We start from the raw sequence: 25,304 nt of genomic DNA, 5'->3' as shown, positions 1-25,304 counted from the left end.
CTCACGCCTTGCGGCTGCGCCGGACCCGAGGGGCCTCCGCGAGGGCCACGGGCTCGTGGCCCGCTGCGCGCGCCATGAGGCAGATCTCCACCACCTTGGGGCCGAAGCGCTCCCAGCGGCTCTCACCCGTGCCCTTCACCGCGAGGAAGGAGTCCCGGTCCGTGGGCAGGGCCGCCGCCAGGCCCACCAACGTGGCGTCGTTGAAGATGATGAAGGGGGGGACCTCCAAGTCCTTTGCCAGCGACTTGCGCCAGCGCCGCAGCTCCGTGGCGGCCAGCTCGCTGAAGCCCTCGGGCTTGCCAGTGGCCGTGGCGCCAGCCGGGCGAGTCATCGGCGCCGGGCGCGGCAGCCGGCTGCCTGAGCACACGTCACAGTTCCCACAGTTGGGCGGCAGGTCCGCCTGGCCGAAGTAGCCCAGGATGAAGGCCCGGCGACACCGGCGCGTGTACGCGTAGTCCGTCATCCGCTTGAGCAGCAGCAGCGAGCGCCGCTCCTGCTCGCGCACGCGGCTCAGGTCCACCCCCAGGTCCCGGAAGGGCACTGGCTCCAGCGCCCGGATGGAGCGTCCGGCGAACGGACGGCGCACCTTCGCCGCCCCGGCCTTCTCCAACAGCCCCAGCGCGTGCCGTACCTCCTCCAGTTCCAGCCCGGTGCGGCGGGCCAGCACGGGAAGCTCCACGCTGGCCGAGCGCCCCACGGGGAACATCTCCAGCAGCGACTGCAGCAGCCGCCGCGCATCCTCCGCGTGGGGCTGGGTGGCCGGGGCCTTGTCCGTCAGGGTGATGCCGTGCTCGCCCTCGCCGCGCGCACCGCGCTCGATCTTTCCCTCGCGCTCGAAGATGCGCAGCGCCGCGGAGACCTCGAACTCGCTGGCGCCCACCATGCCCGCCAGGACGCCGATGCCCTTGCTGTACTCGGGCACGTTGCGCAGCACGTTCCAGATGTCACCGAGCACCGCCTCCGAAGGGTGGTTGCTCTCGATGAGCCGCTCCTGGGTGTACACGTCCGCGTGGTTGAAGAGCAGCGCCGTGGTGGCGGGCAGCCCGTCACGGCCCGCGCGGCCTATCTCTTGGTAGTACGCCTCCACCGCCCGGGGAATGTTGGCGTGGGCCACGAAGCGGATGTCCGGCTTGTCGATGCCCATGCCGAAGGCGTTGGTGGCCACCGCCACCGCCTCCTTGGCCGCCATGAACTCTTCCTGGGCGATGCGCCGGGCCTCGTCCTCCATGCCCGCGTGGTACAGCACGGCGTTCACCCCGCGCTCGTGCAGCGAGGCGTGCATGTTCTCCGCGGCCTTGCGCGTGGCGCAGTAGATGATGCCGCTGCCCCCCTGGGCGGCCAGCTGGGCGCACGCCTGCCGCTTCTCCTCGTCTCCACCGACGCTCAGCACGTCCAGGAAGAGGTTGGGCCGATCGAAGCCCTGGGCGAACGTCTGGGGATCCTTCATGAGTAGGACGCGGGTGATGTCCTCTCGAACCTCGGGGGTCGCCGTGGCGGTGAGTGCCACCGTGCGCGGCGGACGCAGGCGCTTGCGCACCTGGCCGAGCTGCGCGTAGTCCGGCCGGAAGTCATGGCCCCACTGCGAGATGCAGTGCGCCTCGTCCACGGCGAGCAGGTCCACCCCCACCTCGCCGAGGGCCTCCAGGAAGCTGAAGCTCCGGAAGCGCTCGGGCGCCACATAGACGAGCTTGTACTCGCGCGCCCGTAGCCGTCGCATCCGCTCCGCCCGCTCCAGGTCCGTCAGAGAGGAGTTGATGAAGGTGGCCGGTATCCCCCGCGCCGTGAGCTGCTCCACCTGGTCCTTCATCAGCGCGATGAGCGGGGAGACAACGAGCGTCACCCCCGGCAGCAGCATGGCGGGGAGCTGGTAGCACAGGCTCTTGCCCGCGCCCGTGGGCATCACCACCACGGTGTTCCGCCCGTCCAGCACGGCGTTGATGACCTCGGCCTGGCCCGGGCGAAACTCGGACAGGCCGAAGTGACGGACCAGGCCTGCCTGGGCTTGCGCGAAGTGGGGCAGGTCCTCTGGCTGCATCCGTCGCATATTCACTGTTCCCGTAGGATCGTCAACCGAGGATCGCCCCTACCTTACAGGTCAAGCCCCGGCGGAACCGGAACAGCCAGCCGACCTCGTTTTTCCTCCACCTCTCGGGCCAGCCGGGCCCTCAGCTCAGGGTCCAGCCGACCATCCACCACCACGTCTCCCTCCCGGGTACCCGGGGGCAGGGCGGCGCGGTCCAATTGGCGAGCCTTTCCTGTCTCCGGCTCCACCACCTGGGCCCGCGTCTCCTCCATCACTTCCACCTGCCACGCTCCACCGCACCCAATCACCGTCGCCATCGTCATACCCCTCCAGTCCTGCCTCATCCGTTGTGGCCCTCGGCCTCCAGCAGCCCTCGCTCCATCAGCGACACGTACGCCCCATCTCCCAGCACCAGGTGGTCCAGCACCTTGATGCCCAGCAGCCGGCCCGCTTCGACCAGTTGCACCGTCAGCCCCACGTCCTGCACCGAGGGCTCGGGGTCGCCCGAGGGATGGTTGTGGGCCAGCACGATGGCCGTGGCACGTGTGGTCAGCGCCGCGGCGTACACCTCGCGCGGGTCCACCGGGCACGTGTTCATCGTCCCCTCGGCCACCCGCACATCCGCCAGCAGGACATTGCGAGGGTTGAAGCACAGCACGTGGAAGACCTCGCGCCGCAACGCGCTCAGCCACGGCGCCAGGTAGGCGTGAATCTCTTTGGGTGTGCGCAGCCGGGGGCGCCGCTCCGTGGTGCGCTGCGCCCGTCGCCCCAGCTCCAGCGCCGCGACGAGCTGCGCCGCCCGGGCCGGTCCCAGCCTCGGCTGTGAACACAGCTCCAGCGGATCCTTCAGCAGCAGTGCTTTGAGCCCACCCCCATACGGCAGCAGCGACTCGGCGAGCCCCTGCGTGCGCGGCCCGACTTCCAACAGCACGGAGAGCAGCTCCAGGTCGGTGAGAGCCGAGGCCCCCAGCTTGAAGAGGCGCTCACGCACCTCCTCCATCTCGTGAGGCCGTGCCCTCACCGACCCTTCGCCCGCAGTCCCCTCCACCTCGTCCATCCCCAACACCCACGCCCGTTCCATCCCGCCCTCCGGCTGCTTCCAGAGGCGTTAGCAACAGGCGTGCCGTGATAGGTTCCCTCTGAGGGACCCTACCTGCACCGTCCAGCTCCGAGACGGTGCCGTCCAATTCTGGAGACGGGGGCCTCAGTGCTTCGAGGGTAAATCCTCGACGGACGGACCGGCGCGTTTGCGCTCCAGCTCATCCCAGGCGCGTCCGTTCTCGTAGCCCCGCTCCTCGATGTCGACGCGGTAGGCCACGGGCGACAGGAGGTTGCCGCGGCACAGCTGCCCGCTCCAGTTGCCACCCCGGACGCTGTCGAAGCCGCGCGCGAGCAGCCCCATCATCACCCAGGCGGGCACGTTCTCCCGGTCCGACGGGTAGGCGAAGCGGAAGAACATCAGGTGGCCCAGCAGTACCTCCCAGTACCGGTCGAACCGCTGGAGCAGCCGCTTCCAGTCCAGTCGCTCTCCGGCGGCCAGGAGCAGGTGGTTCAGCTCCGCCCCATCGAAGCGGTCCCGCTCGAGCACGAACGCCTTGCTCCAGATGATCTCCTCCACGGGAGCGATGAGGCAGGGCTGGCCGAGCACCTCGCCCTCCTCGCCGTGCTTCAACCACGCGTCATCGACCATGACGAGGCCATTGGCCGAGCCGAAGATGAAGTCGATCAGCCAGTCTTCCCAGAAGGCCTTGTGCAGCCAGCCGTGGGTGTCGCGCTCGGTGCGCCAGCCGCTCGCCTCGAAGACCGCGATGGCCCGGTCCGCGTCGGCCTTGGTGAGGAAGAGGTCCAGATCCTTCGTGTCCCGGTGCAGGCCGGTATGGTGGGCGTACGCATAGGCACCGCCCACCACGAAGGGAATGCCCGCGTCCCGCAGGAGCCTCAAGGCCCGGGCGCGCGCGTTGAGCTCACCAGGCTCCCGCTTCTCCTCGGCGAGCTTGGGATCCGACCGTCCCGTCTCGGCAGCGCTGTTCTCGTGTCCTTGCATGCCTGAGAAGGTAGGCATGCCCTCCCAGGCCACGCCCGTCCCCCCGGAGAGCAGGCGAGGGCTCAGGCGCTCAGCCGTCGGCCAGGGCCGCCGCGAGCTGGGGGAGCACCTCGCCCACGCGGGCCTCCACGCGCACATCGGCCAGCGCGTCACCCCGGCTCTCTCCGATGTTGATCATGCCGATGGGCATGTAGCGCTCGGAGGCCCGGAGCACGAAGCGGTAGCCAGAGAAGACCGCCAGGGACGAGCCCACCACCAGCAGCGCGTCCCCCTCCTCGAGCATCGCGAAGGCGGCGTCCACGGTGGGACGGGGCACGTTGTCCCCGAAGAAGACCACGTCGGGCTTCAGCGGCCCGTTGCAGCGCAGGCAGTCGGCGACCTGGAAGGCGCTCACGGCCTCCAGCGGCAGTTCGGCGTCTCCATCCGGCCGCAGCTCCACCTGGTGCTCCACGAAGCCTGGGTTGAGGGAGAGCAGCCGCTCTTGCAGCGAGATGCGGGCCTCGAGCTCCCCACAGGACAGGCACCGCGCCTCCGCCAAGGCCCCGTGCAGCTCAATCACCCGCGAGCTGCCCGCGGCGTGGTGCAGCCGGTCGACGTTCTGGGTGATGAGGCCCAGCACATGTCCCTGTTGCTCCAGGCCCGCCAGCGCCTGGTGCGCGGCGTTGGGGCGGGCCGCCGAGAAGCGAGGCCACCCGAGCAGGCTCCGGGCCCAGTAGCGCGCGCGGACCTCGGCCCGGGTCAGGAACTCCATGTGCTGAATGGGGTTGCGGGCGCGGGCGCGCGTGCCGGGCCCGCGGTAGTCGGGGATACCCGATTCGGTGCTACAGCCAGCGCCCGTGAGCACCACGGTGCGGCGGCCACGCAGGAGCTGAACCAGGGCCCCGAGCGCCTGGGGCGAGGAGGAGGCGGAGGCTGGGACCGAGGGAGCGACCATTCCGGCATGTATAACGCTGGACCCTTGGTGCGTGCATGGCGGCACCTGCTCGGCTGGCTCTCGCGCTAACCTGGAGGCACCGGGAGGAGGCCTCATGCGTGCTCGCGCGTCGCTTGCCCTGCTGCTCACCGTGACAGGTTGCACCACCACCTACGACATCCCCACGCGGGAGCTGTCGCGGCTCGATGGTTGGGTCGGCAAGGACACGACCTTGCTCCAGGACATCGAGGGCACCTTGCGCAATGAGCGCAAGGACGTGCGGCGACTGCGCGACACCGAGGGCACCGAGCACGTTTTCAGCGCGGACACACCCCTGGTGCTCGTCGAGGCCGACGGGGACGTCATCGCCGAGCGGTACGTGGAGGTGAGCGTCGACGGGCAGCACTTCCGGGGCATTCCCCAGGCGGCGTTCCGGCGGACCGTCGAGGTTCCCCTGCAGGAACTCGAGTCCGCGGGGGTGCGCAAGTTCAGCCTGGGCAAGACGGTGCTGCTGGGCACGGGCATCGTCGTCGGGCTGACGGCGGGCTTCATCGCCTTCGGCCTGGCCATGGGCGGCACGGGCGGCGACTCGGATGACGGCGGGATTCCCTGCGGACACGGCTGCTCCCTCTGAGCGCCTGGCGGCAGGAGTCTTGTGACAGGGGAGGCCCGGGCATATAGCGCGGGCCATGGAGAGGAAGACCTGGAGCGGAGCCCCCTGGCTCTGGCTGGCGCTGGGAGTGCTCGGCGTGGCCGTGCGGCTCGGCCTCTGGTGGGGCACGTTCGGCAGCAACGACTCCTATATCTGGGCCATCCACGGACAGCGGGTGTTCCAGCTCGGGCTGACGCGCACGTACGAGCTCTTCAGCGACTTCAATCATCCGCCGCTCATGGGGCTCTATGCGCGCTGGGCCTGGTCGGTCACCGGTGAGCTGCTGGCGAACAACACGCTCAACCTCGAGACCGTCGGCAACGCGGGCGAGCTGATGGGCTTTGCCCGCCTCATGAAGCTGCCGGGCCTGCTGGGCGAGGCGCTGGTGCTCTGGGCCCTGTGGCGCTTCGCGAGTCCGCGCGCCTTCGCCGCGTATGCCCTGCTGCCCGCGCCCATCCTCGTGAGCAGCTACCATGGCAATACCGACTGCCTCTACGCCGCCTTCGTCTTGCTGGCGGCGCTCATGTTCGACCAGCGGCGCTACTTCCTCTCGGGGCTGCTCTGGAGCGCGGCGCTCAATGTGAAGCTGTTGCCCCTGGCGTTGCTGCCCATTGTCCTCCTGGCGCCACGAGACTGGCGCGCGTTCCTGCGGCTGGTGGCGGGGGGCGTGCTCGGCCTGTTGCCCTTCCTGCCACCCGCGCTCACGGTCGCCGCGAGCATGTACCGCAACATGCTCACCTATAACTCGCGGCCCGATAACTGGGGCCTCATGGCCTTCCTCAATCTCTCGCTGGAGATTCCCAACCTCTCGCCCTTCTTCTGGCCGGTGCGCACGTGGTTCCTCGAGGCGGGCCGTTACCTGGTGCTGGGGAGCATCACCGCGGTGGCGCTGCTGTCGCGCTTCCGCTCGGGGATGACGATGGCCCAGCAGGCCGCTGTCGGCTCCGCGCTGTTCTTCGTGCTCGCGCCGGGCTTCGGGGTTCAGTACGTGGTGCTCGCCGCGCCCCTGCTGTGCTTCGTGGACCTTCGCGCGGGGCTGCGGTGGGGCTGGGCCTCGGGCCTCTTCATCGGCCTCGTGTACTGGATCTACCTGAGGACGCTGTCGCCCCCGCTGTCCTATTTCACGGTCTTCTTCCCAGGGCCCGCGCCGGTGGTGGGCATCCTCGCCTGGGCAGTGCTGGGCCACTTCGCGTGGACCCACCTCTGGACCGCCTGGCGGCGCCGCGAGGTGAGCCTCTCGGTTCAACCGGGCTCGGAGGCCGTTACTGCTCCACGCCCAGCTGCGTAAGGAGGAAGGCGGAGTTGAACGCCTCATCCTTGAAGAGGGTGAGGTTGTCGGCGGCCCACGCCACTGAGTAGGCGACCGTCTTCTCCACGCGCTCCGGACCTGTCTTTCCGGGCCAGGGGGGGGGCGAGCGGCGCGGGGGCCGCTGGCGGCGGAGGCGTGGTGGCGCAGGCCGTGAGCAGTGCGGCCAGGAGGAGGCGAGAGAGGCGCATGGGGAGCGAGGGCTGAGGGAGGTGAAGGGCTCCAGCCATCGGAGCCAGAGCAGGGGTTGGCCCAGGCTTGGCGCTTTGAAAGAGCACCCCCCTGGCCTGAGCGCACGAGTAGGCTGCTTCTCTCCCTGCATCGGAGAGTGTCCTGTGGCAATTCGGCTGGCTGTTGCGGTCTTGCTCTTGGCTCTCGCAACGGCGTGCGGAACCGGTCGTAGGGTACGCCTCGATGTAGGGGACGGCGCACCCCTGGAGTACACGCCCTCCGCGCACAGATCCGTGGCAGTGAGCGCGGCGGACTTCGAGGAGGCCCTTGCGCAGTTGGTGCTGCAGGAGTCCCTGCGCATCCGTTCTTCTCAACAGGGCTGGTTGCTGCGCACCTCCACCGCGAGCGCTCCCACGACGACTCCGTGGCAAGGCCTGCTGCGAAAGAGCTTTGGGGGCATGTGTCGGCCGCACCAGCCAAAGCAGGACTGCCTGTCACTGTTGGACGACGTGATGGGACTGAGCGACACCGACAAGTTGGCTGTGGCGGTAGGCCTGTCGTTCGCTCCCATGAGCGAGAGCATTGCCAGAGCGGTGGAGAACACGGTCACACCGCAACTCTTCTACGCCGCCATCGCCACCACCATGGTGACCTGGGTCGTTCTGGCAGCTAACCCCGAGCCGGTGTTCACCAAGGCGGCGGCGATCGTGTCGGCGGTGCTGCTGGTGTATCTGGGAAGCGACGCCTTCCTGGAAGTCCTCAAGGCGAGCTTCGAGCTGAGGCGTGCTACTGCCCAGGCTGTCACCTTCGAGGAGTTGGAGGAAGCCAGCCAGCGCTTCGGACGGGTGATGGGAGAGCAGGGAACTCGCATCTTCATCCTCGTCGTAACAGTCCTGGTGAGTCGGGGCGCGATGGGAGGGGCTTCGTTGCTGTCGGCACGGCTGCCGCTGTTGCCGCACTTCATGGAGGCGTCGTCGGTAGGGGCCACGCAACTGGGCATTCGGTTGGCCGCGGTGGAGCAGGTGAGCAGGGTGGCCGTGGTGGAGGGCCAACTCACCGTTACTCTGGCGCCTACCGCGGTCGCCATGGTGGCCGGGAGCAATGAGGGGGCAGCGCACGCGGGAGGAGGCGAGACGGCAGCCGAGGCTCCCCACTATCGAGAGACATTCTTCTCGGCGCATCCGGAGTTGCGCGACAAAGTCGTCGTACATCATGCAATCGAGCAGCAGGTGCTCAAACGATACCCAGGGCTGTTCACGGAAGCGGAGATTCACTCGCTGAGCAATCTTCGCGGCATCCCGAAATCCATCAACCCGGACATCCACCTCAGCAAGATTCGGCGCGCTTGGAACGAGTTCTACCGGTCGTACTCCAAGCCCACGAAGCAGGAGGTGCATGACTTCGCAGCACAACTCGACAGGCAGTGGGGTGCGATATTCAGGCCCCCTGTTTCGCTTGGAGGACATGCGCCGTGAGCCAGAGTCGGTGGGTGGTGTCTCCCGAAGTTGCTGGGGAACTGGGGGACAACACCGTCATGGATTCCTCTGTCCACCCGCCCAGGGTGTCTCGCCTTCATCATCGCTTCGAGGGTTGGTTGGGCGATGAACTGCTAGAGGTCTTCCCGTGTTTTCTCGTCACTGCCGCCCTGGGGAAGTCACTCGAAGAAGCGAGACTGGTGGGGTTCAGCCTGGACGAGGTCGAAGTGAGCGTGTCGCCCGAGTTTCAGGAGCTATTTCCCGGGCGAACCCTGCCTGAATTCCGCTGGCTCAAGATTACCGGCGAGAACCGTGATGCCGACTTCTGGCTCACGCCGGACCATCGCCTGGAAATCTCCAACAGAGCACGGGAGGTCTTGCGAAAGTTCACCCTTGCTCATGCAGAGCTGGAGGCAGCTGGGAGTTCGCGACCCAGAGCCTGATCAGGGGGCCACTGAAATCGCGACGCTCCCAAGGCCCTCGACGGTGAGCCGGACCTGGTCACCTGGCTGCATCATGTGTGCGACGGTGGCGGCGCCCGCGAGCACGATGCTGCCCGCGGGCAGCGACTCGCCCCGTGCATCGAGCAGCTCGCACAGCTGCACCACGGAAAGAATCGGGTCACCCGAGATGGCGCTGGAGAGCGCCGACTGCACCTGCGCGCCGTTCACCTCCATCGACATCGGCAGGCGCGCCAGGTCCAGCTCGCGCGGCGGGCGCTCGGTGGTGCTCAGCACGAACATCGACGAGGAGGAGTTGTCCGCCACCACGTCTGGCAAAGAGAAGTATTTGAAGTCGATGTAGCGCGAGTCGAGGATCTCCATGGCTGCCATCGCGCTGGAGCACGCCTCGAGTGCTTCTTCGCGCGTAATGCGGCCGCGCAGCTCGCGCGAGGTGCGGAAGGCGATCTCTGGCTCGATCTTCGGGTGGATGAAGCCCTGCAGCCGAAAGACACCGTCCGCGGGCACCTGCATTCGGTCCGTGAGCACCCCGTACACCGGAGAATCCAGGTTCATCTGCTTGCGCTTGGCCTCGGAGGTGAGCCCCATCTTCAGGCCCACCACCCGCTCCCCTCGCGCCGTGCGCAGGCGGATGCCCTCGGCCTGGATGGCGTAGGCGTCCGGCAACGGCAGCTCGGGCTGGGACTTCGTGAGGGGCGGGACGGAGCGAGCGTCCAGGCGCGCCTGGTCCAGCAACTGGGCTAACTCCTGATGATTCCGTTGCGTCATGGGCATGTGCTTGCTCCCCGCGAGCCAGGGCGGACGAGCTTCGGGGCGCCCTGGCGGCGAGCGCAAGCAGCTTCTGCTCCCTATGTGAAATCCCCAAGGGTCTCCCGTGTCCAGGCGTGCGCCGCCGTGGTATTCGGGCGCCCTGTCACACAGGAGGAATCCGGCGTGCAAAAGGTCCTCAACTACATCGGTGGGGAGCTGGTGCCTCCCACCTCTCAGAAGTGGCTGGACAAGCCCGAGCCCGCCACGGCCGAGCCCTATGCCCTCGTGCCCGACTCGGACGAGACCGACGTGCAGCGCGCCGTCGACGCCGCCGCCCACGCTTTCCCGGCCTGGTCCGCCACCCCGGCCGCCGAGCGTGCGCGCCTGCTGCGCCGTATCGCCGACGCCATCCGCGCGCGGCTCGATGCCTTCGCCCGTGCCGAGTCCATCGACACCGGCAAGCCGCTGTCGGTGGCCTCCACCGTCGACATTCCCCGCAGCGTGCTCAACTTCGAGTTCTTCGCGGACGCGGTGACCCAGTTCTCCAGCGAGGCTCACGCCACCGACACCGTGGCGCTCAACTACACCCTGCGCTCGCCCCTGGGCGTGGTGGGCTGCATCTCTCCCTGGAACCTGCCGCTCTACTTGTTCACCTGGAAGATCGCCCCGGCGATCGCCATCGGCAACTGCGTGGTGGCCAAGCCCTCCGAGGTGACGCCGATGACGGCCTTCCTCCTCGCGCAGGTATGCCGCGAGGTGGGGCTGCCCCCGGGTGTTCTCAACATCGTGCATGGCCTGGGCGCCAAGGTGGGCGCGCCGATGAGCCGCCATCCGGGCATCTCCGCCATCTCCTTCACCGGAAGCACGCGCACCGGCGCGGAGATCGCCCGCACCGCCGCGCCCCTCTTCAAGAAGCTCTCGCTGGAGATGGGCGGCAAGAACCCCAACGTCATCTTCGCCGACTGCGACTTCGATGAAGCGCTCGCCACCACGATGCGCTCGTCCTTCGCCAACCAGGGGCAGATCTGCCTGTGCGGCCCGCGCATCTTCGTGCAGGCCCCCATCTATGAGCGCTTCAAGGAGGCGCTCGTGGCCCGCACGCGCGCGCTGAAGGTGGGTGATCCGCTCGAGCCGGGCACGGACCAGGGCGCGCTCGTCTCCCAGCAACACTTCGACAAGGTGATGAGCTACATCGAGCTCTCCCGCCAGGAGGGCGGCCGCATCCTCGCCGGTGGTGCTCGAGCCCAGGTGGAGGGCCGGTGCCGCAACGGCTGGTTCGTGCAGCCCACGCTTGTGGAGGGCCTGGGGCCCGAGTGCCGCACCAACCAGGAGGAGATCTTCGGACCGGTGGCCACGCTCACTCCCTTCGAGCGGGAGGAGGAGGTGCTCGCTTGGGCGAACTCCACCAACTACGGGCTGGCGGCCAGCGTGTGGACCAAGGACCTGAGCCGAGCCCACCGGTTCGCCGCCCGTCTGCATAGCGGCATCGTCTGGATCAACTGCTGGATGCTCCGGGACCTGCGCACGCCCTTTGGCGGGGTGAAGGACTCGGGCGTGGGGCGCGAGGGCGGCCACGAGGTGCTGCGCTTCTTCACCGAGCCCAAGAACGTGTGCGTGAAGCTATGAGCCAGGAAGAGCGAATCGACTCGAAGCGGGCCCCGGAGCCCGTGGGCCTCTATCCCCACGCGCGCCGGGTAGGGAACCTGTTGTTCCTCTCGGGGGTGGGCCCGCGCGAGCGCGGCACCAAGAAGATCCCCGGCGTGGAGCTGGACGCCCAGGGAAACATCGCCTCCTACGACATCGAGGCGCAGTGCCACTCGGTGTTCCGCAACGTGCGCTACATCCTCGAGGAGGCGGGCTCGTCGTGGGACCGGTTGGTGGACGTCACCGTGTACCTCACCAACATGAAGGCGGACTTCCCCATCTATAACCGGCTGTGGGCGGAGTACTTCAAGGACAACCCTCCGTGCCGCACCACGTTGGAGATCAACGCGCTGCCCACGCCCATCGCCATTGAACTCAAGTGCATCGCCACGATCGGAGACTGAGCCATGGCGCTGATGCCGCCCTTCAACTTCAAGAAGTGGATCGATGAGCACCGCCACCTGCTCAAGCCCCCGGTGGGCAACCAGATGGTGTGGAAGGACCAGGAGTTCATCGTGATGGTGGTGGGCGGGCCCAACTCGCGCACCGACTTCCACATCGACGAGAGCGAGGAGTTCTTCTACCAGCTGGAAGGGGACATCAACCTGCGCATCATCGAGGACGGCAAGCCGAAGGATCTGCCCATCCGCGAGGGAGACATCTTCCTGCTGCCTCCCAAGGTGCCACATTCGCCCCAGCGGCCCGCCGGCACGGTGGGCCTCGTCATCGAGCGGCGGCGCCAGCCCCACGAGCTGGACGGCTTCGCGTGGTTCTGTCCCCGCTGCGACTCCAAGCTCTATGAGGAGTACCTGCACGTCTCCAACATCGTCACCCAGCTGCCGCCGGTGTTCGACCGCTTCTACGGAGACCCCGCCCACTGCACCTGCAAGCAGTGCGGCTTCCAGATGACCCGGGGCGGGGGCAAGTGAAGATCGACATCCACACCCACCTGCTGCCAGCCGAGATTCCGCGCTTCGCCGAGCGCTACGGCTACGGCGGGTTCATCACCCTGGACCACCACGCGCCGTGCCGCGCCCGCATGGTGCGCGACGATGGGAAGTTCTTCCGCGAGGTGGAGAGCAACTGCTGGGACCCGGCTCAGCGCGTGAAGGAGTGCGACGCGGCGGGAGTCGATGTCCAGGTGCTCTCCACCGTGCCGGTGATGTTCAGCTACTGGGCGAAGCCCGAGCACGGGCTGGACCTGTCGCGCTTCCTCAATGACCACCTAGCCTCGGTGGTGCGTGGCAACCCGAGACGCTTCGCGGGCCTGGGCACGGTGCCGCTCCAGGATGTGAAGCTCGCCGTGCGCGAGCTGGAGCGCTGCGTGCGGGAGCTGGGGCTGCCGGGCGTGCAGATCGGCACCCACGTCAACGGCATCAACCTGGGCGACCCGGCGCTGTTCCCGTTCTTCGAGGCCGCGGCGGAGCTGGGCGCGGCGCTGTTCGTCCACCCGTGGGACATGCTGGGCGCGGCGCGGATGGAGAAGTACTGGCTGCCGTGGCTGGTGGGCATGCCCGCCGAGGTGACGCTGGCCATCAGCACGCTCCTCTTCTCCGGAACGCTGGAGAAGCTGCCCCGGCTGCGCATTGCCTTCGCGCACGGCGGGGGCTCGTTCCCGGGGACGTTCGGTCGGCTCCAGCATGGCTTCGATGCTCGGCCGGACCTGGTGGCCGTGGACAACCCGGTGCCTCCGAGCGCCTATCTGGGGCGCTTCTGGGTGGACTCGCTCGTCCATGACGCGGAGATGCTGCGCTTCATCTTGAAGCTCTTCGGCCCGGAGAAGGTGGCGCTGGGCAGTGACTTCCCATTCCCGCTCGGGGAAGACCGCCCGGGCACGTTGATCGAGTCCTTGGCGGACCTGGAGCCCTCGACGCGAGAGCGGCTCCTGTGGCGCAACGCGCTCGAGTGGCTCGGGCGCTCTCCGGAGGAGTTCGCTTCATGAGCGGTGGTGACACGGTGCAGTTCGAGGAGGGCGAGGCGTTCGCCCGGCGCATGGACGCGGTGGATCCGCTGCGCTCCTTCCGAGACGAGTTCCTCTTCCCCCAGCGCGCGGATGGCGAGCCGGTGGTCTACCTCGTGGGCAACTCGCTGGGCCTCCAGCCGCGCAGGGCGCGCGAGTACGTCCTGGAGGCCATGGACGACTGGGAGCGCCTGGGCGTGGAAGGCCACTTCCGCGCGCGCCGCCCGTGGTTGCCCTACCACGAGAACCTCACCGAGCAGATGGCGCGCGTGGTGGGCGCCCTGCCGCTCGAGGTGGTGGTGATGAACACCCTCTCGGTGAACCTCCACCTGATGATGGTGTCGTTCTACCGGCCCACCCCCGAGCGCCCGAAGCTCATCATGGAGGCGGGGGCCTTCCCCTCGGACCAGTACGCGGTCGCTTCCCAGGTTCGTTGCCACGGGCTCGACCCTCAGAAAGACGTGCTGCGCGTGCAGCCTCGCCCCGGCGAGGAGACGCTGCGCACCGAGGACATCCTGGGGATGATTGAACGGCACGGGCATGAGACCGCCCTGGTGCTGCTCGGCAACGTGAACTACCTCACCGGGCAGGCCTTCGACATGGCGGCCATCACCCGCGCCGCGCACGCCAAGGGTTGCAAGGTGGGGTTCGATCTCGCGCACGGCGCTGGCAACCTGCGCCTGTCGCTGCACGACGACGGGCCCGACTTCGCCGTGTGGTGCTCGTACAAGTACCTCAACGGTGGCCCGGGAACCCTGGGCGGGGTGTTCGTCCACGAGCGGCACGCCCGCTCACCGGGCATCCCCCGCTTCGAGGGGTGGTGGGGCCATGACAAGGCCACCCGCTTCAAGATGGGCCCGGACTTCGTACCGCTGCCGGGCGCGGAAGGGTGGCAGCTGTCCAACCCGCCCATCCTCCAACTCGCGGCGATGCGCGCTTCGCTGGAGTTGTTCGATCGCGCGACGATGCCGGCGCTCCGCCACAAGGGAGACCTGCTCACGGGCTACCTCGAGTTCCTGCTCGATCGGCTCCCTCCCGGCACCGTGCAGATCATCACCCCTCGGGACGTGAAGGCGCGGGGCAATCAGCTCTCGCTGCGCTTCAACCGGGAGCCGCGGAGTCTGGTCACCCGGCTCACCGAGGCGGGCGTCCTCTGCGACTTCCGCGAGCCGAACATCATCCGGGCCTCGCCCGCTCCGCTGTACTGCAGCTTCCTGGACGTCTACCGCTTCGCGCGGATCCTCGAGAGCCATGCACGAGATTGATCGATCCGAGAGCATCACCGTCGCGGGCGCGGGCCTGGTGGGCTCGCTGCTCTCCCTGTTCCTGGCGCGGCGCGGCTTCCAGGTGGAGGTGTTCGAGCGCCGCCCCGACATGCGGCGCGAGACGGTGGATGCGGGGCGCTCCATCAACCTCGCCATCTCCGCGCGCGGGCTCCATGCGCTGCGGCAGGTGGGCCTCGAGGAGGAGGCTCGGCGGCACGCCATCCCCATGCGTGGCCGGATGATCCACCCGGTGTCCGGCGCGTTGGCCCTGCAGCCCTACGGCAAGGACGACTCGCAGCACATCAACAGCATCTCCCGGGCATGGCTCAACAAGTACCTCATGACCCACGCGGAGGAGACGGGCCGGGTGCGCATCCGCTTCCGGCAGCGCCTCCAGCACGTGGACTTCGCGGCGGGCACGCTCTCCTTCCTGGACGAGGCTGGCGGTGCCACGCGGCAGGAACGCGCGCCGGTGCTGATGGGCACGGACGGCTCGGGCTCGGTCGTGCGCCAGGAGATGACGAAGCTGCCGGGCTTCTCCTCCAACTCGGAGTTGCTGAGCCACGGGTACAAGGAGCTCACCATCCCCGCGGGCCCTGGGGGCTCCTTCCGGATGGAGAAGAACGCGCTGCACATCTGGCCTCGCGGCGCGTACATGCTCATCGCGCTGCCCAACGAGGACGGCAGCTTCACCTGCACGCTCTTCCTTCCGTTCGAGGGGCCGGTGAGCTTCGCGTCACTCAACTCGCCTGGGACGCTCACCGCCTTCTTCGAGGAGCAGTTCCCGGACGCCGTGCCGCTCATCCCCGAGCTCACGCACGACTTCTTCCACAACCCCACGGGGACGATGGTGACGGTGAAGGGCGCGCCCTGGCATGTGGGCGGCCGGGCGCTGCTGCTGGGAGATGCGGCGCACGCCATCGTCCCGTTCTTCGGGCAGGGGATGAACTGCGGCTTCGAGGACTGCGTGGTGCTCGACTCGCTCCTCTCGCGCCACACGCGCTGGGAGGACGTGTTCACCGAGTTCTTCCACCTGCGCAAGACGAACGCGGATGCCATCGCGGACATGGCGGTGGAGAACTTCATCGAGATGCGTGACAGCACCGCCAGCCCTCGCTTCCTGCTGGAGAAGCAGGTGGAGAAGGTGCTGCTCAACGCCTTTCCCGGGCAATTCCTCAGTCGCTACACGCTGGTGAGCTTCAGTCGCGTGCCTTACCGCCTGGCCTACCAGGTGGGCACCCTCGCCGGCGGCATCGTGTCCGAGCTGGCCGAGGGCCTGAAGCGCGCGGAGGATGTGGATCTCGATCGCGCCGCCCGGCTCATCCGGGAGCGGCTCGTTCCTTTCGTGGAGGAGCACTCGGATGGATTTAGGCCTGAAGGGTAGGCGAGCGCTGGTGATGGGGGCCTCCGCTGGCCTGGGGTTCGCCATCGCCTCGGAGTTGGTGCGGGAGGGCGCGCGGGTGGCCATCTGCTCACGCAGCGAGGAGCGCATCCGCGCCGCGGCGGCGAACATGGGCGCCGCGCTGGGCGTGGCGGCGGATCTGTCCAAGCCCGGCGCGTCCCAGTCCGTGGTGGAGCAGGTGCGCCAGGCGCTGGGCGGCGTGGACATCCTCGTCGTCAATACAGGTGGCCCGCCGAAGGGCGGCATCCTGGAGCTCTCCGACGCCCAGTGGCAGGAGGGTTTCCAGAGCCTGTGGATGGGGGCGGTGGAGGGGATTCGCGCGGCGGTGCCCGCGATGAAGGAGCAGCGCTGGGGGCGCATCATCCTCGTCACCTCGTCCTCCGCGCGTGAGCCCATGTCGGGGCTGACCATCTCCAGCGGCCTGCGGGCCGGGTTGATGGGGCTCACGAAGATCGTCAGCAACGAGGTGGCCGAGCACGGCATCACCCTCAACGCCGTGCTGCCCGGCTACCACGCCACGGAGCGCCTGAAGCAGCTGGGCGTTCCCGAGGATCGCATCACCTCGCAGATCCCCGCGCGCCGGCTCGGGCGGCCGGAGGAGCTGGGGGCGCTGGTGACGTTCCTGGCCTCGGAGCAGGCGGCGTACATCACCGGCCAGTCCATCGTGGCGGACGGTGGTGTGACGCGCGGCTTCTGAGGTTCATCGGGCATCGACGGTGAGGTGGCTGGCCCCACCGTCGACGATGATCTCATACCGGGACAGCCGGTCCTCGAGGCCCGGCGTCTCCAGCCGCGTATACCCACCGATGGCGCCCAGGCGCTGCTCATCGAAGGCCAGATGGCTCACGCCCCCGGCAATCTCCACCCGAGCACCGGTGCCCAGCGGACGGTAGAGCCGCACCTGGCTGGCGCCCCCGTGGATGTGGATGGGGACCACGTTCGTGGGCCGAGGCAGCCGCAGCTGGAGCTTGCTCGCCCCTCCCGCCACCTCCAGTCCACTGAGCCGCAGCCGGCTCAAGTCCCCCGACACCTCCGAGACGCCCCCGTGGAAGTCCAGCTGCCAGGGAATGGCGCCGTTCAAGGTGAGCTCCACGTCCTGCCCACCCCGGTCCAGGACGCACTGGAGCCAGTCCGAGAAGGAGAGCTGGTAGCGGACCGAGACGCTGCCGCCCTGCACCCGGACCTCGGGCACCGGCCCCTCGAAGCGGGCGCGGAACAGCTCCGGCATCGAGGGCTCGACCCTCAGCGTGACGCGCGAGGCCCCGCCCAGGAACGCCAGCCGGCCCTGGCTCGTCTCTCCGAGGGGCGCGGAGAAGGTGCGCTTCTGCTCGCCGCTCTCGAGGAACGCCCACGCCTCGGGCGTCGCGGGGGTGTGGGGCATCGGGTTTCCGGGGGCAGACTCGTTCATGGCGGGCTCCTGTGGGTTCCTTCAACGGGTGGTTCGGTGTAGTCTCTTTACTGAGGGGTCTGATTTCTTCGTGGCGAGATATCTTAGTCACTAAGATATATCCAAGCTAAGAGGAGTCGTGTGCCGTGTCAAGCGGACGTGGAAAGCGTGCGGAGTTGATGGAGGGCTTGGGGCGGGAGCTGAGGAACTTCAGCGACCAGGACGTGCTGTTCAGCCAGGCCCTCGCCGACCGGTTGGGTATCAACCTCACGGACTTCAAGTGCCTGAGCATCCTGGAGCGCACCGGGGCGGTGACCGCGGGCCAGCTCGCGGAGCTCACGGGGCTCACCTCGGGGGCCGTCACCGGGCTCATCGATCGGCTGGAGAAGGCCGGCTTCGCCCGGCGCGTGAGGGACCCCAAGGATCGACGGCACGTCATCATCGAGGCCGTGCCCGAGCGGGGCAGTGACTTCGAGGCGCTGCTGGGCGCCTCCGGACGGGCCATGGCCGAGCTGTGTGCCGGCTACTCCGAGGAGCAGCTGGGCCTCCTGCTGGACTTCCTCACTCGAGGCGCGACGCTGCTGCACGGGGAGACGGCGAGCCTGCGCGCGGAGAAGGGCGCTCGGGCGGCGGATGCTCCCGGGGAGTTCTCGGCCCCGCTGGGCTCGCTGGAGAGCGCGCGGCTCCGGTTCACGTCCGGAGTTTCGCACCTCACCCTTCGGGCGGATGCGGGGATGGCGCAGCTCTATGTCGCGCGTTTCGAGGGGCGCTCACCGACCGTGCGGGAGGAGGGGGGCTCCGTACAAATCCAGTACCCGCGCTTCTCGCTCCTCGACTGGCGCAAGCTCAAGGCGGATGTCGCCCTCAATGGCTCCATCCCCTGGCAGATCGAGCTGAAGGGCGGTGTGTCGAAGCTGAACGCGGACCTGAGCGCGCTGCGGCTGGAGTCGATCGAGCTGACGGGCGGTGCCAGCGACGGCGTCGTGACACTCCCTCGGCCCTCGGGCGTCGTCCCCATCCGCGTCGTCGGCGGGGCCAGCCAGCTCACCCTCGCTCTACCCACGGGCGTGGCCGCCCGGCTCCAGGTGAAGGGGGGCGTGAGCAAGCTGGCGTTCCTGGCGCAACGTCTGGGCGCCGTGGGTGGGCAGATGAGCCTGGAGACCCCCGATTACAAGAGCGCCGCGGACCGGTTCGATATCGAGATCTCCGGCGGCGCCAGCAACCTGACCGTCGAGGACCGCTGAGCGGGACTCACGGACTCACATCAGCGAGGTGATGGCCTCGACCACTTGAGGCCACTCCCGGGAGAGGGGATTGATGACCTCGAAGTGCCCCGCACCCGGGAGCGGGATGAGCCGGACATCGTCTCCGAGCTTCGTCGCGCGGGCGTGGTAGTCGGCGCTGATCGACACGGGGACCGTGTCGTCTTCGGTCCCGTGGATGAGGACCTGTCGCACGCCGATGGGCGCGAGCGCGGAGGGGGAGCCCAGACGGTAGCGCTCCGGAACCTGGGCGGGCGTGCCGCCGAGGAACTCCTCCACGATGTTGTTGCTCAGCCGCAGGGCGTGGGCGCGCTCGAGGTCCACCACGCCCGCGAGCGCCACCACGCCGCGAGGCATGAACGGCTCCGCGCCGTGGAGCGGCTCGCCGGGACGGAGGCGGCTTCGCGCCGCGAGCCAGAGGGCCAGGTGTCCCCCGGCCGAGTGCCCCATGAGCACCACCCGCGACAGGTCCAGCGGCTGGGAGCGGGCCAGCGTGCGCAGGAAGTCCGTGCCCCGGCCCACGTCCTCGAACGTTCCCGGCCACCCGCCGCCTTCGTGGCCGACGCGCCGGTACTCGAGGCTCCACGTGGCGTACCCGCGCCGCGTGAGGTCCGCGCACAGGTGGCCCACGTGCTCCAGGTCATACTTCGCGCGCCAGAAGCCCCCATGCACCATGACGACGACCGGGTGCGGCCCCGGCCCCGAGGGCAAGCGAAGGTCCCCGAACTGGTGGGCTTCCTGTCCGTAGGGGATGCGAGCGTCAGCGGCCGGCGCGGGCGTCTCGAGCATCCAGAGTGGATCCATGTGTACCTCCACGCCTCGGGCTAGAAGCGCGAGATGGCGAAGAAGCCCTTGATCTTCTCGCTCGTCTCCCGAAGTCGCTCGGAGAGCGTGCGGACGAACGTCCAGAGCAGCACGTACGCCAGGTCCTTGTCCGTGAACATCAGCTGGTCGAGCTTGGCCCGCTCGATGACCCACACCGTACAGGGCGTGTGGGCGATGGCGTCCGCGGAGCGCGGGCTGTCGTCGATAACCGCCATCTCCCCGAAATACTGGCCCTTTTCCAGGATGGCGAGCGCCTCTTCACCAATGCCCGGCACGTTCTTGGAGATGCGTACCCGTCCCTCGACGATGACGTACATCTCCTGACCCACATCCCCCTCCCGGAAGAGGAAGGCGCTCCCGTCGAACTTCCGGGGCTGGGCGATGGAGGCCACCTTGGCCAGCTGGCCCTGAGTCAACCCCTCGAAGAGCGCAACCTTTTTCAGGAAGGAAGCATCCATACAGACACCTTCGTACCATGCGCCCGAGGCGCTCTGGTACTTTCCGCACCCCCTTCTGAAGGAGCAACCGTCGTGGCGGACGAGAAGATCAACAAGGTCACCATCATCGGCTCGGGCCCCGCGGGCTACACCGCGGCCATCTATGCCGCGCGTGCCAACCTGGAGCCGGTGGTGTTCGCTGGCGGTCCCACGTTGGAGGATCCCCAGCGCGTGCCCGGCGGCCAGCTGATGATCACCACGGACGTGGAGAACTACCCGGGCTTCCCCGAGGGCATCACCGGCCCGGAGCTGATGGAGCGCTTCCAGAAGCAGGCCGAGCGCTTCGGCACCCGCATCCACATGGAGAACGTCGTCAAGGTAGACTTCTCCTCGCGCCCCTTCCTCATCCAGGGCGAGAGCGTGAGCTACCGCTCCGAGACGGTCATCATCTCCACGGGCGCCAGCGCCAAGTGGCTGAGCGTCAAGGGCGAGGACCTCTACAAGAACCGCGGCGTGTCCGCCTGCGCCACCTGTGACGGCGCGTTCTTCAAGCGCCAGGACGTGCTGGTGGTGGGCGGCGGCGACACCGCCATGGAGGAGGCCACCTACCTGGCGAAGATCGTCAACCACGTCACCCTGCTGCACCGCCGCGACACCCTGCGCGCCTCGAAGATCATGCAGGAGCGCGTGCTGAAGAACCCGAAGATCTCCGTCATGTGGAACACCGTGGTGGACGAGGTGGTGGGCAACGAGAAGGGGATGACGGGCGCGGTGGTGCGCAACGTGAAGACGAACGACACCCAGCTGCTCAACGCCACGGGCCTCTTCGTCGCCATCGGCCACACGCCTACCACGCACCTGTTCGAGGGCGTGCTGGAGACACACCAGAACGGCTACCTGAAGACGGAGCCCGGCTCCACCCGCACCAACATCGAGGGCGTGTACGCCTGCGGTGACGTGCAGGACAGCTACTACCGCCAGGCCATCACCGCGGCGGGCACGGGCTGCATGGCCGCCATCGAGGCGGAGCGCTGGCTCATCGAGCAGGGCAAGTAGCTCGGTACGGCTCCACACACGAGACGACGGGACATGAGCGCGAAGCGGTTGAGTCAGAAGACGGTGGCGGTACACGCGGGGAGCCGGCTGGTGGGCAGCACCTCCCAGCCGCTGGTGCCCGCCATCCATATGTCCACGGTGGGCTGGTTCGACAGCAGCGACGAGCTGGACGGAGCGCTGGACGGCAAGGACTACGTCTACTCGCGCATCAGCGCCCAGAACACGTCGCTCCTGGAGGAGTCGGTGGCGGCGCTGGAGGGGGCCGAGGCCTGCGTCTCCTACGCCAGCGGCATGGCCGCGCTCCGGGCCGTCTTCGACGCGCAGAACCTCAAGCCCGGGGACCGGGTGGTGATGCCCGGCGACGGCTACGGCGTCACCCGTCTGCTCTTCAAGACGCTCTGCGCTCGCGCGGGCGTGGAGCTGCACCCGCTGGTGCTCTCCGATTCCCAGGCACCCGAGCGGCTGGTCGCGCTGGCGCCGAAGTTCGTGCTCGCCGAGAGCATCACCAACCCGCTGCTCTCCGTGCCGGACTTGCGCGTCCTGGCCAAGGCCTGCCGGCAGGTGGGCGCCGCGCTCGCGGTGGATGGCACCTTCCCCTCGCCGTACGGGCAGCGCGCGCTCTCCCTCGGGGCCGACTACGCCATCCAGTCGGCGACCAAGTGGCTCAACGGGCACAGCGATGCGCTGGCCGGCACGGTGAGTGGCTCGCGTGAGCGCCTGGCGCCCCTGCGCTCCATGCGCCTGTTGGCCGGAGACGTGCTGGGGCCCTTCGAGGCGTGGCTCACCCAGCGCGGCCTGCGTACGCTGCCGGTGCGCATGAAGGCGCATAACGAGCACGCGGCTCATGTGGCTCGGCGCCTCGCCGAGTCTCCGTTGCTCGAACGCGTCTACTACCCGGGCCTGTCCTCGCATCCGCACCACGCCGTGGCTCGGGAGGTGTTGGAGGGCGGCTTCGGCCCCATGGTGGCCTTCGACATCAAGGGCGCCGGTCGGCCGGAGGGCTACCGCTTCCTGGAGGCGCTCAAGCTGGCGCGGCCAGGGCCCTCGCTGGGCGATGTGTGTACGCTGGTCATGCACGCGGCCAGCGCCAGCGCCCGCCGGATGACGCCCGAGGAGCGCGCGGCGGCGGGTATCGGCGAGAGCCTCATCCGCGTGTCGGTGGGGCTCGAGGACCCGGAGGACATCGTCGAGGATCTGCTCGCGGCCGTGGCGCAGGGGGTGAAGCGGTGAAGATGGTGGATGTGGGTGGCAAGCGGAAGACGGAGCGCAAGGCCGTGGCCACTTCGCGCCTGCGGATGCTCCCCGCCACGCTGAAGCGGATCCAGCAGGGCAAGGTGGAGAAGGGCGACGTGCTGGCCGCGGCGCGGCTCGCAGGCATCATGGCCGCCAAGCGCACCCCGGACGTGGTGCCGCTGTGCCACCCCATCGCCCTGTCCGGCGTGGAGGTGACGCTGGAGCCCTTCGATGCGGGGCTGGAGGTGCGCGTCGAGGTGCGCACCGTGGACCGCACGGGCGTGGAGATGGAGGCCCTCACCGCGGCGTGCGCGGCGGCCCTCACCGTCTACGACATGTGCAAGAGCGTGGACCGGGGCATGGTCATCGAGCAGGTGCAGCTCGAGCACAAGTCCGGCGGCCGCTCGGGGACCTGGAATCGCGGATCCAAGAAGCGATGAGTCGCATCGCGAGCAGGGCGCGCTACTCCGCCCACTGCACGCGGTAGGTGGCGCCGCTTCCCTCGCGGGAGATCAGCTCCACGCGGATCTCCTGGGCTCCGGCGATCTTCAGGCATGCCTCGAGGATGCCCTGGTAGTAGGTGGGCTGCTCGAGCACCTCGTTGATCGACACCTCGCACCAGGTGGGCGTCAGCTCGACGAGCTTCGCCCGCACGTAGTTGTCCGCGCTGTGGAGGTTGTGGTCCAGCCGGCGCAGCGCGCGCAGCGGACCCAGCAGCCGGGCTACGCCCACCACCGCACGCCCCAACACCGTGCGCACCATGCCCTCGACGACGTCATGCCCCAGGCGCCGGTAGCCCTCCGCCCGCGACACGACCGGGTACAGGTCCGCTACCGCGATGGCCAGGCACCGCCGCCAGATCTCGACCGGGTAGGCCGGCAGCAGCTTCTGCGACAGATCCAACCCCTCCCGCTTCAGGCTCGCCACCGCCATCCGGGACAGCCGGTCCTTCAGCGCGATGTGGAAGAGCCCCTCGACCGTGTGCTCGAAGACGACCGGTCGCTGGAGGGCGCCCGAGGGTCTGTTCCCCACGAGCTGGGGCTCTGTGAGCCGCGCCATGTGACACCGTTCCTGTAAAAGTCTGGTGAGTCAGGATAGGAACGACCCTCCTGGCTGCCGACCCCCCAGCCCATCGGGCCCTGGTGCCTTCTGGACAATGCGGAGGGGCGCGTCCACCTCAGGACAGCGAATTCCTCCTCCTGGAGGGCTCTGTGGGTAGTGGCCGGTAGGGTGCCTGCCTACCTGGTCGCCACCGACGCCGGGCGCTAGCGCTGGCCCTCGGCGCGCAGTTGCTCGAGGAAGAAGGCCACCACCACGAGCGAGTGGGTGATGTGGCCCTCCAGGATGAGGCGAGGCACCTCGGCGCGGGGGTGCAGCTCCACGGCGATGTCCTCGCCCTCGTCCTGAGCCCCGGCGTGGTGCTTCACACAGTCGAGCGCCAGGAAGCTGTGGCACTTGTTGCCCTGGAGCGCGGGGTTGGGGTGAACGGCGCCCAGCGGCACCACCCGGCCCGGCACGTAGCCCGTCTCCTCCTCCAGCTCGCGCGCCGCGGCGAGGGCGGGATCCTCGCCGTGATCCACCAGCCCACCGGGGATCTCCAGCGTGGAGGCCTGGATGCCGAAGCGGTACTGCCGGATGAGGATGAGCTGCTGGTCCGGCGTGACGGCGATGACGTTCACCCACTCCGGGGTGTCGAGGTACACGCGCGGGTGCTCGTGCCCGGTGCGCGGGTCGGCGTAGATGTCCTCGCGGACCTTGAGGATGAAGTAGTCGTGCTCGAGGCCCCGGCGCAGGCGCGTCCAGGGACGGGGGGACTGGGACACACGGGCTCCAGGGACTTCAGTTGAGGTTGGCCTGCCGCTCGCGCAGCTCCTTGACCATCAGCTCCAGCCGCTCGCGGTCCGGCGCCTCGGGCGACAGCTCCAGGCAGCGCTCCACGTCCTTGAGCGCGGTCCGGAACGCCCCCACCTTCATCAGCAGCACCGCCCGCGTGCGCAGCTCGCCTGGGTGGTCCGGAGCCAGCAGCAAGAGCAGGTCCACCACCGTCAGCCCACGCTCCGCGTCATCCTTCTCCAGGTAGATGCGCTTGAGGTTGGACAGCATGCGGTAGGTGATGAGCTCCACGGGCGCCGGCGACAGCTTGGAGGCATCGAAGCGCAGCTGCGGCGCCACGCGCTTGAGCAGTTCCTCGCAGCCGTGCTCGGTGAGGATGTCACCGTTGTGGAACGGGTCGATGACCAGCTTGTGGTCACCCGCGTTGCACGCCACCAGGAAGTGGCCGGGGAAGGCCACGCCATAGAGCGGAATGCCCGCGCGCCGGGCCACCTCCAGGTACACCACGGAGAGCGAGATGGGCAGGCCCACCTTGTGCTCCAGCACGTGGTCCAGGAAGCTGTTCTCGGCCGAGTAGTAGTCGCGCTCGTTGCCGCGGAAGCCTTCGACGTCCGCGAGCACGTGGCGCAGCGCGCGCAGCCGCGCCAGGAACTCACCCTGCTCGTCGAGGTGGCGCTCCACCTCCACTTGAACCCGTGCCGCCAGCGCGTCCAGCGTGTGCAGACACGCGGGGGCATCCAGCGAGGGGTTGGCCAACGTGGCGATGGCCAGCGCCGCCAGGTCCAGGCGAGGTGGATCCGCGGCCAGGGCTGACACCAGACGCTCCCGAGCGAGCGGAGAGCCGAATCCGGAGGGGAAGTTCACGGGGCAAGGACTAACCCACCCGAGGCCGAACGGCAAAGGCAGGCGGCCGTTCGTCAGGGTGCTGTAGGGGGCCTGAGGGGTAGACGCCCCTTGATTTCGGCCCGGAGAGCGATTTGGGCGGAGATGAGTCCCGCCAGGATTCCATCTTCGTATTCGAAGGTGGGGTGTGCCTTGAGTTCTGGAAAGTCGTGCGCGTTGCGGAGGTCTTCCGGGCCGATGTTGGGCACCGCCTCGCGGGCCAGGCGCATCACCTTCGCCTGTTGCTGGGCGATCATCCGCTCGTAGAGCTGGCTGGCAAGCTCCAGCATCTCTTGGGCTGTCTCTTCCGTCATGGCTGCGCG

At 68.5% G+C, this 25,304-nt stretch carries 28 protein-coding genes; 15 read left to right on the top strand and 13 right to left on the bottom strand.

Annotated features, from left to right (window positions below):
* Position 1: 1 nt before the first annotated feature.
* The 5 genes from SYV04_RS21380 to SYV04_RS21360 all read right to left on the bottom strand — a co-directional run bounded on the left by SYV04_RS21380 (position 2) and on the right by SYV04_RS21360 (position 5,001).
* Positions 2-2,044, bottom strand: a complete 2,043-nt coding sequence (locus SYV04_RS21380; RefSeq protein ID WP_321547710.1) for a RecQ family ATP-dependent DNA helicase — start codon at positions 2,042-2,044, stop codon at positions 2-4.
* 44 nt (positions 2,045-2,088) lie between these two features.
* Complete coding sequence (locus SYV04_RS21375; RefSeq protein WP_321547709.1) at positions 2,089-2,346, bottom strand: DUF3006 domain-containing protein; 258 nt, start codon at positions 2,344-2,346, stop codon at positions 2,089-2,091.
* Between the two features lie 17 nt (positions 2,347-2,363).
* A complete protein-coding gene (gene radC, locus SYV04_RS21370) occupies positions 2,364-3,104 on the bottom strand; it encodes a RadC family protein (protein WP_321547708.1) in 741 nt (246 codons plus the stop codon).
* 123 nt (positions 3,105-3,227) lie between these two features.
* Positions 3,228-4,085: a nucleotidyltransferase gene (locus SYV04_RS21365; protein WP_321547707.1), complete on the bottom strand. Its 858-nt coding sequence runs from the start codon at positions 4,083-4,085 to the stop codon at positions 3,228-3,230.
* Between the two features lie 52 nt (positions 4,086-4,137).
* Entirely contained in the window at positions 4,138-5,001 is an 864-nt protein-coding gene (locus SYV04_RS21360; RefSeq protein ID WP_321547706.1) for an NAD-dependent protein deacetylase, read from the bottom strand.
* Between the two features lie 94 nt (positions 5,002-5,095).
* On the opposite strand from SYV04_RS21360, the gene SYV04_RS21355 reads away from it, so the two are divergent.
* From SYV04_RS21355 to SYV04_RS21340, 4 genes are all read left to right on the top strand, one after another.
* The gene (locus SYV04_RS21355) at positions 5,096-5,614 is read left to right on the top strand and encodes a hypothetical protein (protein WP_321547705.1); all 519 of its coding nucleotides are present in this window, start codon (positions 5,096-5,098) and stop codon (positions 5,612-5,614) included.
* 55 nt (positions 5,615-5,669) lie between these two features.
* Entirely contained in the window at positions 5,670-6,920 is a 1,251-nt protein-coding gene (locus tag SYV04_RS21350; protein WP_321547704.1) for a glycosyltransferase 87 family protein, read from the top strand.
* A gap of 353 nt (positions 6,921-7,273) precedes the next feature.
* Positions 7,274-8,584 (top strand): SitA5 family polymorphic toxin, encoded by a 1,311-nt coding sequence (gene sitA5, locus SYV04_RS21345; RefSeq protein WP_479691445.1) that lies wholly within the window; start codon positions 7,274-7,276, stop codon positions 8,582-8,584.
* Positions 8,581-9,027 carry a hypothetical protein gene (locus tag SYV04_RS21340; protein WP_321547702.1) on the top strand — a complete coding sequence of 149 codons (447 nt, stop codon included), beginning with the start codon at positions 8,581-8,583 and terminating at the stop codon, positions 9,025-9,027. The genes sitA5 and SYV04_RS21340 overlap by 4 nt, the downstream gene beginning before the upstream one ends.
* Here the strand turns inward: SYV04_RS21340 and SYV04_RS21335 are convergent, their stop codons facing one another.
* Positions 9,028-9,819, bottom strand: coding sequence for a 2-keto-4-pentenoate hydratase (locus SYV04_RS21335; protein WP_422723959.1), 792 nt, complete (start codon positions 9,817-9,819; stop codon positions 9,028-9,030). It abuts the gene before it with no gap.
* A 159-nt stretch (positions 9,820-9,978) separates the two neighbouring features.
* On the opposite strand from SYV04_RS21335, the gene SYV04_RS21330 reads away from it, so the two are divergent.
* Genes SYV04_RS21330 through SYV04_RS21300 form a run of 7 tightly spaced genes read left to right on the top strand, consistent with a single transcriptional unit; the run spans position 9,979 to position 16,763 of the window.
* Positions 9,979-11,421: an aldehyde dehydrogenase gene (locus SYV04_RS21330; RefSeq protein WP_321547701.1), complete on the top strand. Its 1,443-nt coding sequence runs from the start codon at positions 9,979-9,981 to the stop codon at positions 11,419-11,421.
* Positions 11,418-11,843: a RidA family protein gene (locus SYV04_RS21325; protein ID WP_321547700.1), complete on the top strand. Its 426-nt coding sequence runs from the start codon at positions 11,418-11,420 to the stop codon at positions 11,841-11,843. Before SYV04_RS21330 ends, SYV04_RS21325 begins: the two co-directional genes overlap by 4 nt.
* Before the next feature lie 3 nt (positions 11,844-11,846).
* Positions 11,847-12,368 carry a 3-hydroxyanthranilate 3,4-dioxygenase gene (nbaC, locus tag SYV04_RS21320; RefSeq protein ID WP_321547699.1) on the top strand — a complete coding sequence of 174 codons (522 nt, stop codon included), beginning with the start codon at positions 11,847-11,849 and terminating at the stop codon, positions 12,366-12,368.
* Complete coding sequence (locus tag SYV04_RS21315; RefSeq protein WP_321547698.1) at positions 12,365-13,381, top strand: amidohydrolase family protein; 1,017 nt, start codon at positions 12,365-12,367, stop codon at positions 13,379-13,381. The genes nbaC and SYV04_RS21315 overlap by 4 nt, the downstream gene beginning before the upstream one ends.
* Positions 13,378-14,664, top strand: coding sequence for a kynureninase (gene kynU, locus SYV04_RS21310; RefSeq protein ID WP_321547697.1), 1,287 nt, complete (start codon positions 13,378-13,380; stop codon positions 14,662-14,664). Before SYV04_RS21315 ends, kynU begins: the two co-directional genes overlap by 4 nt.
* On the top strand, positions 14,651-16,048 hold the full coding sequence (locus SYV04_RS21305; protein WP_321547696.1) for an FAD-dependent oxidoreductase: 1,398 nt from the start codon (positions 14,651-14,653) through the stop codon (positions 16,046-16,048). Before kynU ends, SYV04_RS21305 begins: the two co-directional genes overlap by 14 nt.
* Positions 16,026-16,763, top strand: a complete 738-nt coding sequence (locus SYV04_RS21300; RefSeq protein WP_321547695.1) for an SDR family oxidoreductase — start codon at positions 16,026-16,028, stop codon at positions 16,761-16,763. The genes SYV04_RS21305 and SYV04_RS21300 overlap by 23 nt, the downstream gene beginning before the upstream one ends.
* A gap of 3 nt (positions 16,764-16,766) precedes the next feature.
* On the opposite strand, the gene SYV04_RS21295 is transcribed toward SYV04_RS21300, so the two are convergent.
* On the bottom strand, positions 16,767-17,474 hold the full coding sequence (locus SYV04_RS21295; RefSeq protein ID WP_321547694.1) for a hypothetical protein: 708 nt from the start codon (positions 17,472-17,474) through the stop codon (positions 16,767-16,769).
* A gap of 125 nt (positions 17,475-17,599) precedes the next feature.
* Here SYV04_RS21295 and SYV04_RS21290 point away from each other — a divergent pair, with 125 nt between their 5' ends.
* Positions 17,600-18,697 (top strand): MarR family winged helix-turn-helix transcriptional regulator, encoded by a 1,098-nt coding sequence (locus SYV04_RS21290; RefSeq protein WP_321547693.1) that lies wholly within the window; start codon positions 17,600-17,602, stop codon positions 18,695-18,697.
* Positions 18,698-18,712: 15 nt separating this feature from the next.
* Here the strand turns inward: SYV04_RS21290 and SYV04_RS21285 are convergent, their stop codons facing one another.
* Together SYV04_RS21285 and SYV04_RS21280 are read right to left on the bottom strand one after the other, a co-directional pair.
* A complete protein-coding gene (locus SYV04_RS21285; RefSeq protein ID WP_321547692.1) occupies positions 18,713-19,519 on the bottom strand; it encodes an alpha/beta hydrolase family protein in 807 nt (268 codons plus the stop codon).
* Between the two features lie 20 nt (positions 19,520-19,539).
* Complete coding sequence (locus tag SYV04_RS21280; protein ID WP_321547691.1) at positions 19,540-19,998, bottom strand: cyclic nucleotide-binding domain-containing protein; 459 nt, start codon at positions 19,996-19,998, stop codon at positions 19,540-19,542.
* A gap of 72 nt (positions 19,999-20,070) precedes the next feature.
* Between SYV04_RS21280 and trxB the strand changes: the two genes are divergently transcribed.
* Genes trxB through moaC form a run of 3 tightly spaced genes read left to right on the top strand, consistent with a single transcriptional unit; the run spans position 20,071 to position 22,706 of the window.
* Positions 20,071-21,033 carry a thioredoxin-disulfide reductase gene (gene trxB, locus SYV04_RS21275; RefSeq protein WP_321547690.1) on the top strand — a complete coding sequence of 321 codons (963 nt, stop codon included), beginning with the start codon at positions 20,071-20,073 and terminating at the stop codon, positions 21,031-21,033.
* A gap of 33 nt (positions 21,034-21,066) precedes the next feature.
* Positions 21,067-22,263, top strand: coding sequence for a trans-sulfuration enzyme family protein (locus tag SYV04_RS21270; protein WP_321547689.1), 1,197 nt, complete (start codon positions 21,067-21,069; stop codon positions 22,261-22,263).
* The gene (gene moaC / locus SYV04_RS21265) at positions 22,260-22,706 is read left to right on the top strand and encodes a cyclic pyranopterin monophosphate synthase MoaC (RefSeq protein WP_321547688.1); all 447 of its coding nucleotides are present in this window, start codon (positions 22,260-22,262) and stop codon (positions 22,704-22,706) included. Before SYV04_RS21270 ends, moaC begins: the two co-directional genes overlap by 4 nt.
* Positions 22,707-22,728: 22 nt before the next feature.
* Here moaC and SYV04_RS21260 read toward each other — a convergent pair whose 3' ends face one another.
* From SYV04_RS21260 to SYV04_RS21245, 4 genes are all read right to left on the bottom strand, one after another.
* The gene (locus SYV04_RS21260) at positions 22,729-23,325 is read right to left on the bottom strand and encodes a DUF2378 family protein (RefSeq protein WP_321547687.1); all 597 of its coding nucleotides are present in this window, start codon (positions 23,323-23,325) and stop codon (positions 22,729-22,731) included.
* A gap of 206 nt (positions 23,326-23,531) precedes the next feature.
* On the bottom strand, positions 23,532-24,089 hold the full coding sequence (locus SYV04_RS21255) for an NUDIX hydrolase (RefSeq protein ID WP_321547686.1): 558 nt from the start codon (positions 24,087-24,089) through the stop codon (positions 23,532-23,534).
* Positions 24,090-24,105: 16 nt separating this feature from the next.
* A complete protein-coding gene (locus tag SYV04_RS21250; protein ID WP_321547685.1) occupies positions 24,106-24,963 on the bottom strand; it encodes a SirB1 family protein in 858 nt (285 codons plus the stop codon).
* Between the two features lie 53 nt (positions 24,964-25,016).
* Positions 25,017-25,295 (bottom strand): hypothetical protein, encoded by a 279-nt coding sequence (locus tag SYV04_RS21245; RefSeq protein ID WP_321547684.1) that lies wholly within the window; start codon positions 25,293-25,295, stop codon positions 25,017-25,019.
* Positions 25,296-25,304 lie beyond the last annotated feature (9 nt).

Source organism: Hyalangium ruber, assembly GCF_034259325.1.
GTDB classification, from domain to species: Bacteria; Myxococcota; Myxococcia; order Myxococcales; family Myxococcaceae; genus Hyalangium_A; species Hyalangium_A rubrum.
This window is presented reverse-complemented; position numbering and strand designations above follow the sequence as displayed.

Excerpts from the sequence above, each read along its gene's own strand:
- SYV04_RS21380 (WP_321547710.1), bottom strand. The coding sequence starts at position 2,044 with ATGCGACGGATGCAGCCAGAGGACCTGCCCCACTTCGCGCAAGCCCAG.
- SYV04_RS21375 (WP_321547709.1), bottom strand. The coding sequence starts at position 2,346 with ATGACGATGGCGACGGTGATTGGGTGCGGTGGAGCGTGGCAGGTGGAA.
- radC (WP_321547708.1), bottom strand. The coding sequence starts at position 3,104 with ATGGAACGGGCGTGGGTGTTGGGGATGGACGAGGTGGAGGGGACTGCG.
- SYV04_RS21365 (WP_321547707.1), bottom strand. The coding sequence starts at position 4,085 with ATGCCTACCTTCTCAGGCATGCAAGGACACGAGAACAGCGCTGCCGAG.
- SYV04_RS21360 (WP_321547706.1), bottom strand. The coding sequence starts at position 5,001 with ATGGTCGCTCCCTCGGTCCCAGCCTCCGCCTCCTCCTCGCCCCAGGCG.
- SYV04_RS21355 (WP_321547705.1), top strand. The coding sequence starts at position 5,096 with ATGCGTGCTCGCGCGTCGCTTGCCCTGCTGCTCACCGTGACAGGTTGC.
- SYV04_RS21350 (WP_321547704.1), top strand. The coding sequence starts at position 5,670 with ATGGAGAGGAAGACCTGGAGCGGAGCCCCCTGGCTCTGGCTGGCGCTG.
- SYV04_RS21335 (WP_422723959.1), bottom strand. The coding sequence starts at position 9,819 with ATGCCCATGACGCAACGGAATCATCAGGAGTTAGCCCAGTTGCTGGAC.
- SYV04_RS21325 (WP_321547700.1), top strand. The coding sequence starts at position 11,418 with ATGAGCCAGGAAGAGCGAATCGACTCGAAGCGGGCCCCGGAGCCCGTG.
- nbaC (WP_321547699.1), top strand. The coding sequence starts at position 11,847 with ATGGCGCTGATGCCGCCCTTCAACTTCAAGAAGTGGATCGATGAGCAC.
- kynU (WP_321547697.1), top strand. The coding sequence starts at position 13,378 with ATGAGCGGTGGTGACACGGTGCAGTTCGAGGAGGGCGAGGCGTTCGCC.
- SYV04_RS21305 (WP_321547696.1), top strand. The coding sequence starts at position 14,651 with ATGCACGAGATTGATCGATCCGAGAGCATCACCGTCGCGGGCGCGGGC.
- SYV04_RS21300 (WP_321547695.1), top strand. The coding sequence starts at position 16,026 with ATGGATTTAGGCCTGAAGGGTAGGCGAGCGCTGGTGATGGGGGCCTCC.
- SYV04_RS21295 (WP_321547694.1), bottom strand. The coding sequence starts at position 17,474 with ATGAACGAGTCTGCCCCCGGAAACCCGATGCCCCACACCCCCGCGACG.
- SYV04_RS21285 (WP_321547692.1), bottom strand. The coding sequence starts at position 19,519 with ATGGATCCACTCTGGATGCTCGAGACGCCCGCGCCGGCCGCTGACGCT.
- SYV04_RS21280 (WP_321547691.1), bottom strand. The coding sequence starts at position 19,998 with ATGGATGCTTCCTTCCTGAAAAAGGTTGCGCTCTTCGAGGGGTTGACT.
- SYV04_RS21270 (WP_321547689.1), top strand. The coding sequence starts at position 21,067 with ATGAGCGCGAAGCGGTTGAGTCAGAAGACGGTGGCGGTACACGCGGGG.
- SYV04_RS21260 (WP_321547687.1), bottom strand. The coding sequence starts at position 23,325 with ATGGCGCGGCTCACAGAGCCCCAGCTCGTGGGGAACAGACCCTCGGGC.
- SYV04_RS21245 (WP_321547684.1), bottom strand. The coding sequence starts at position 25,295 with ATGACGGAAGAGACAGCCCAAGAGATGCTGGAGCTTGCCAGCCAGCTC.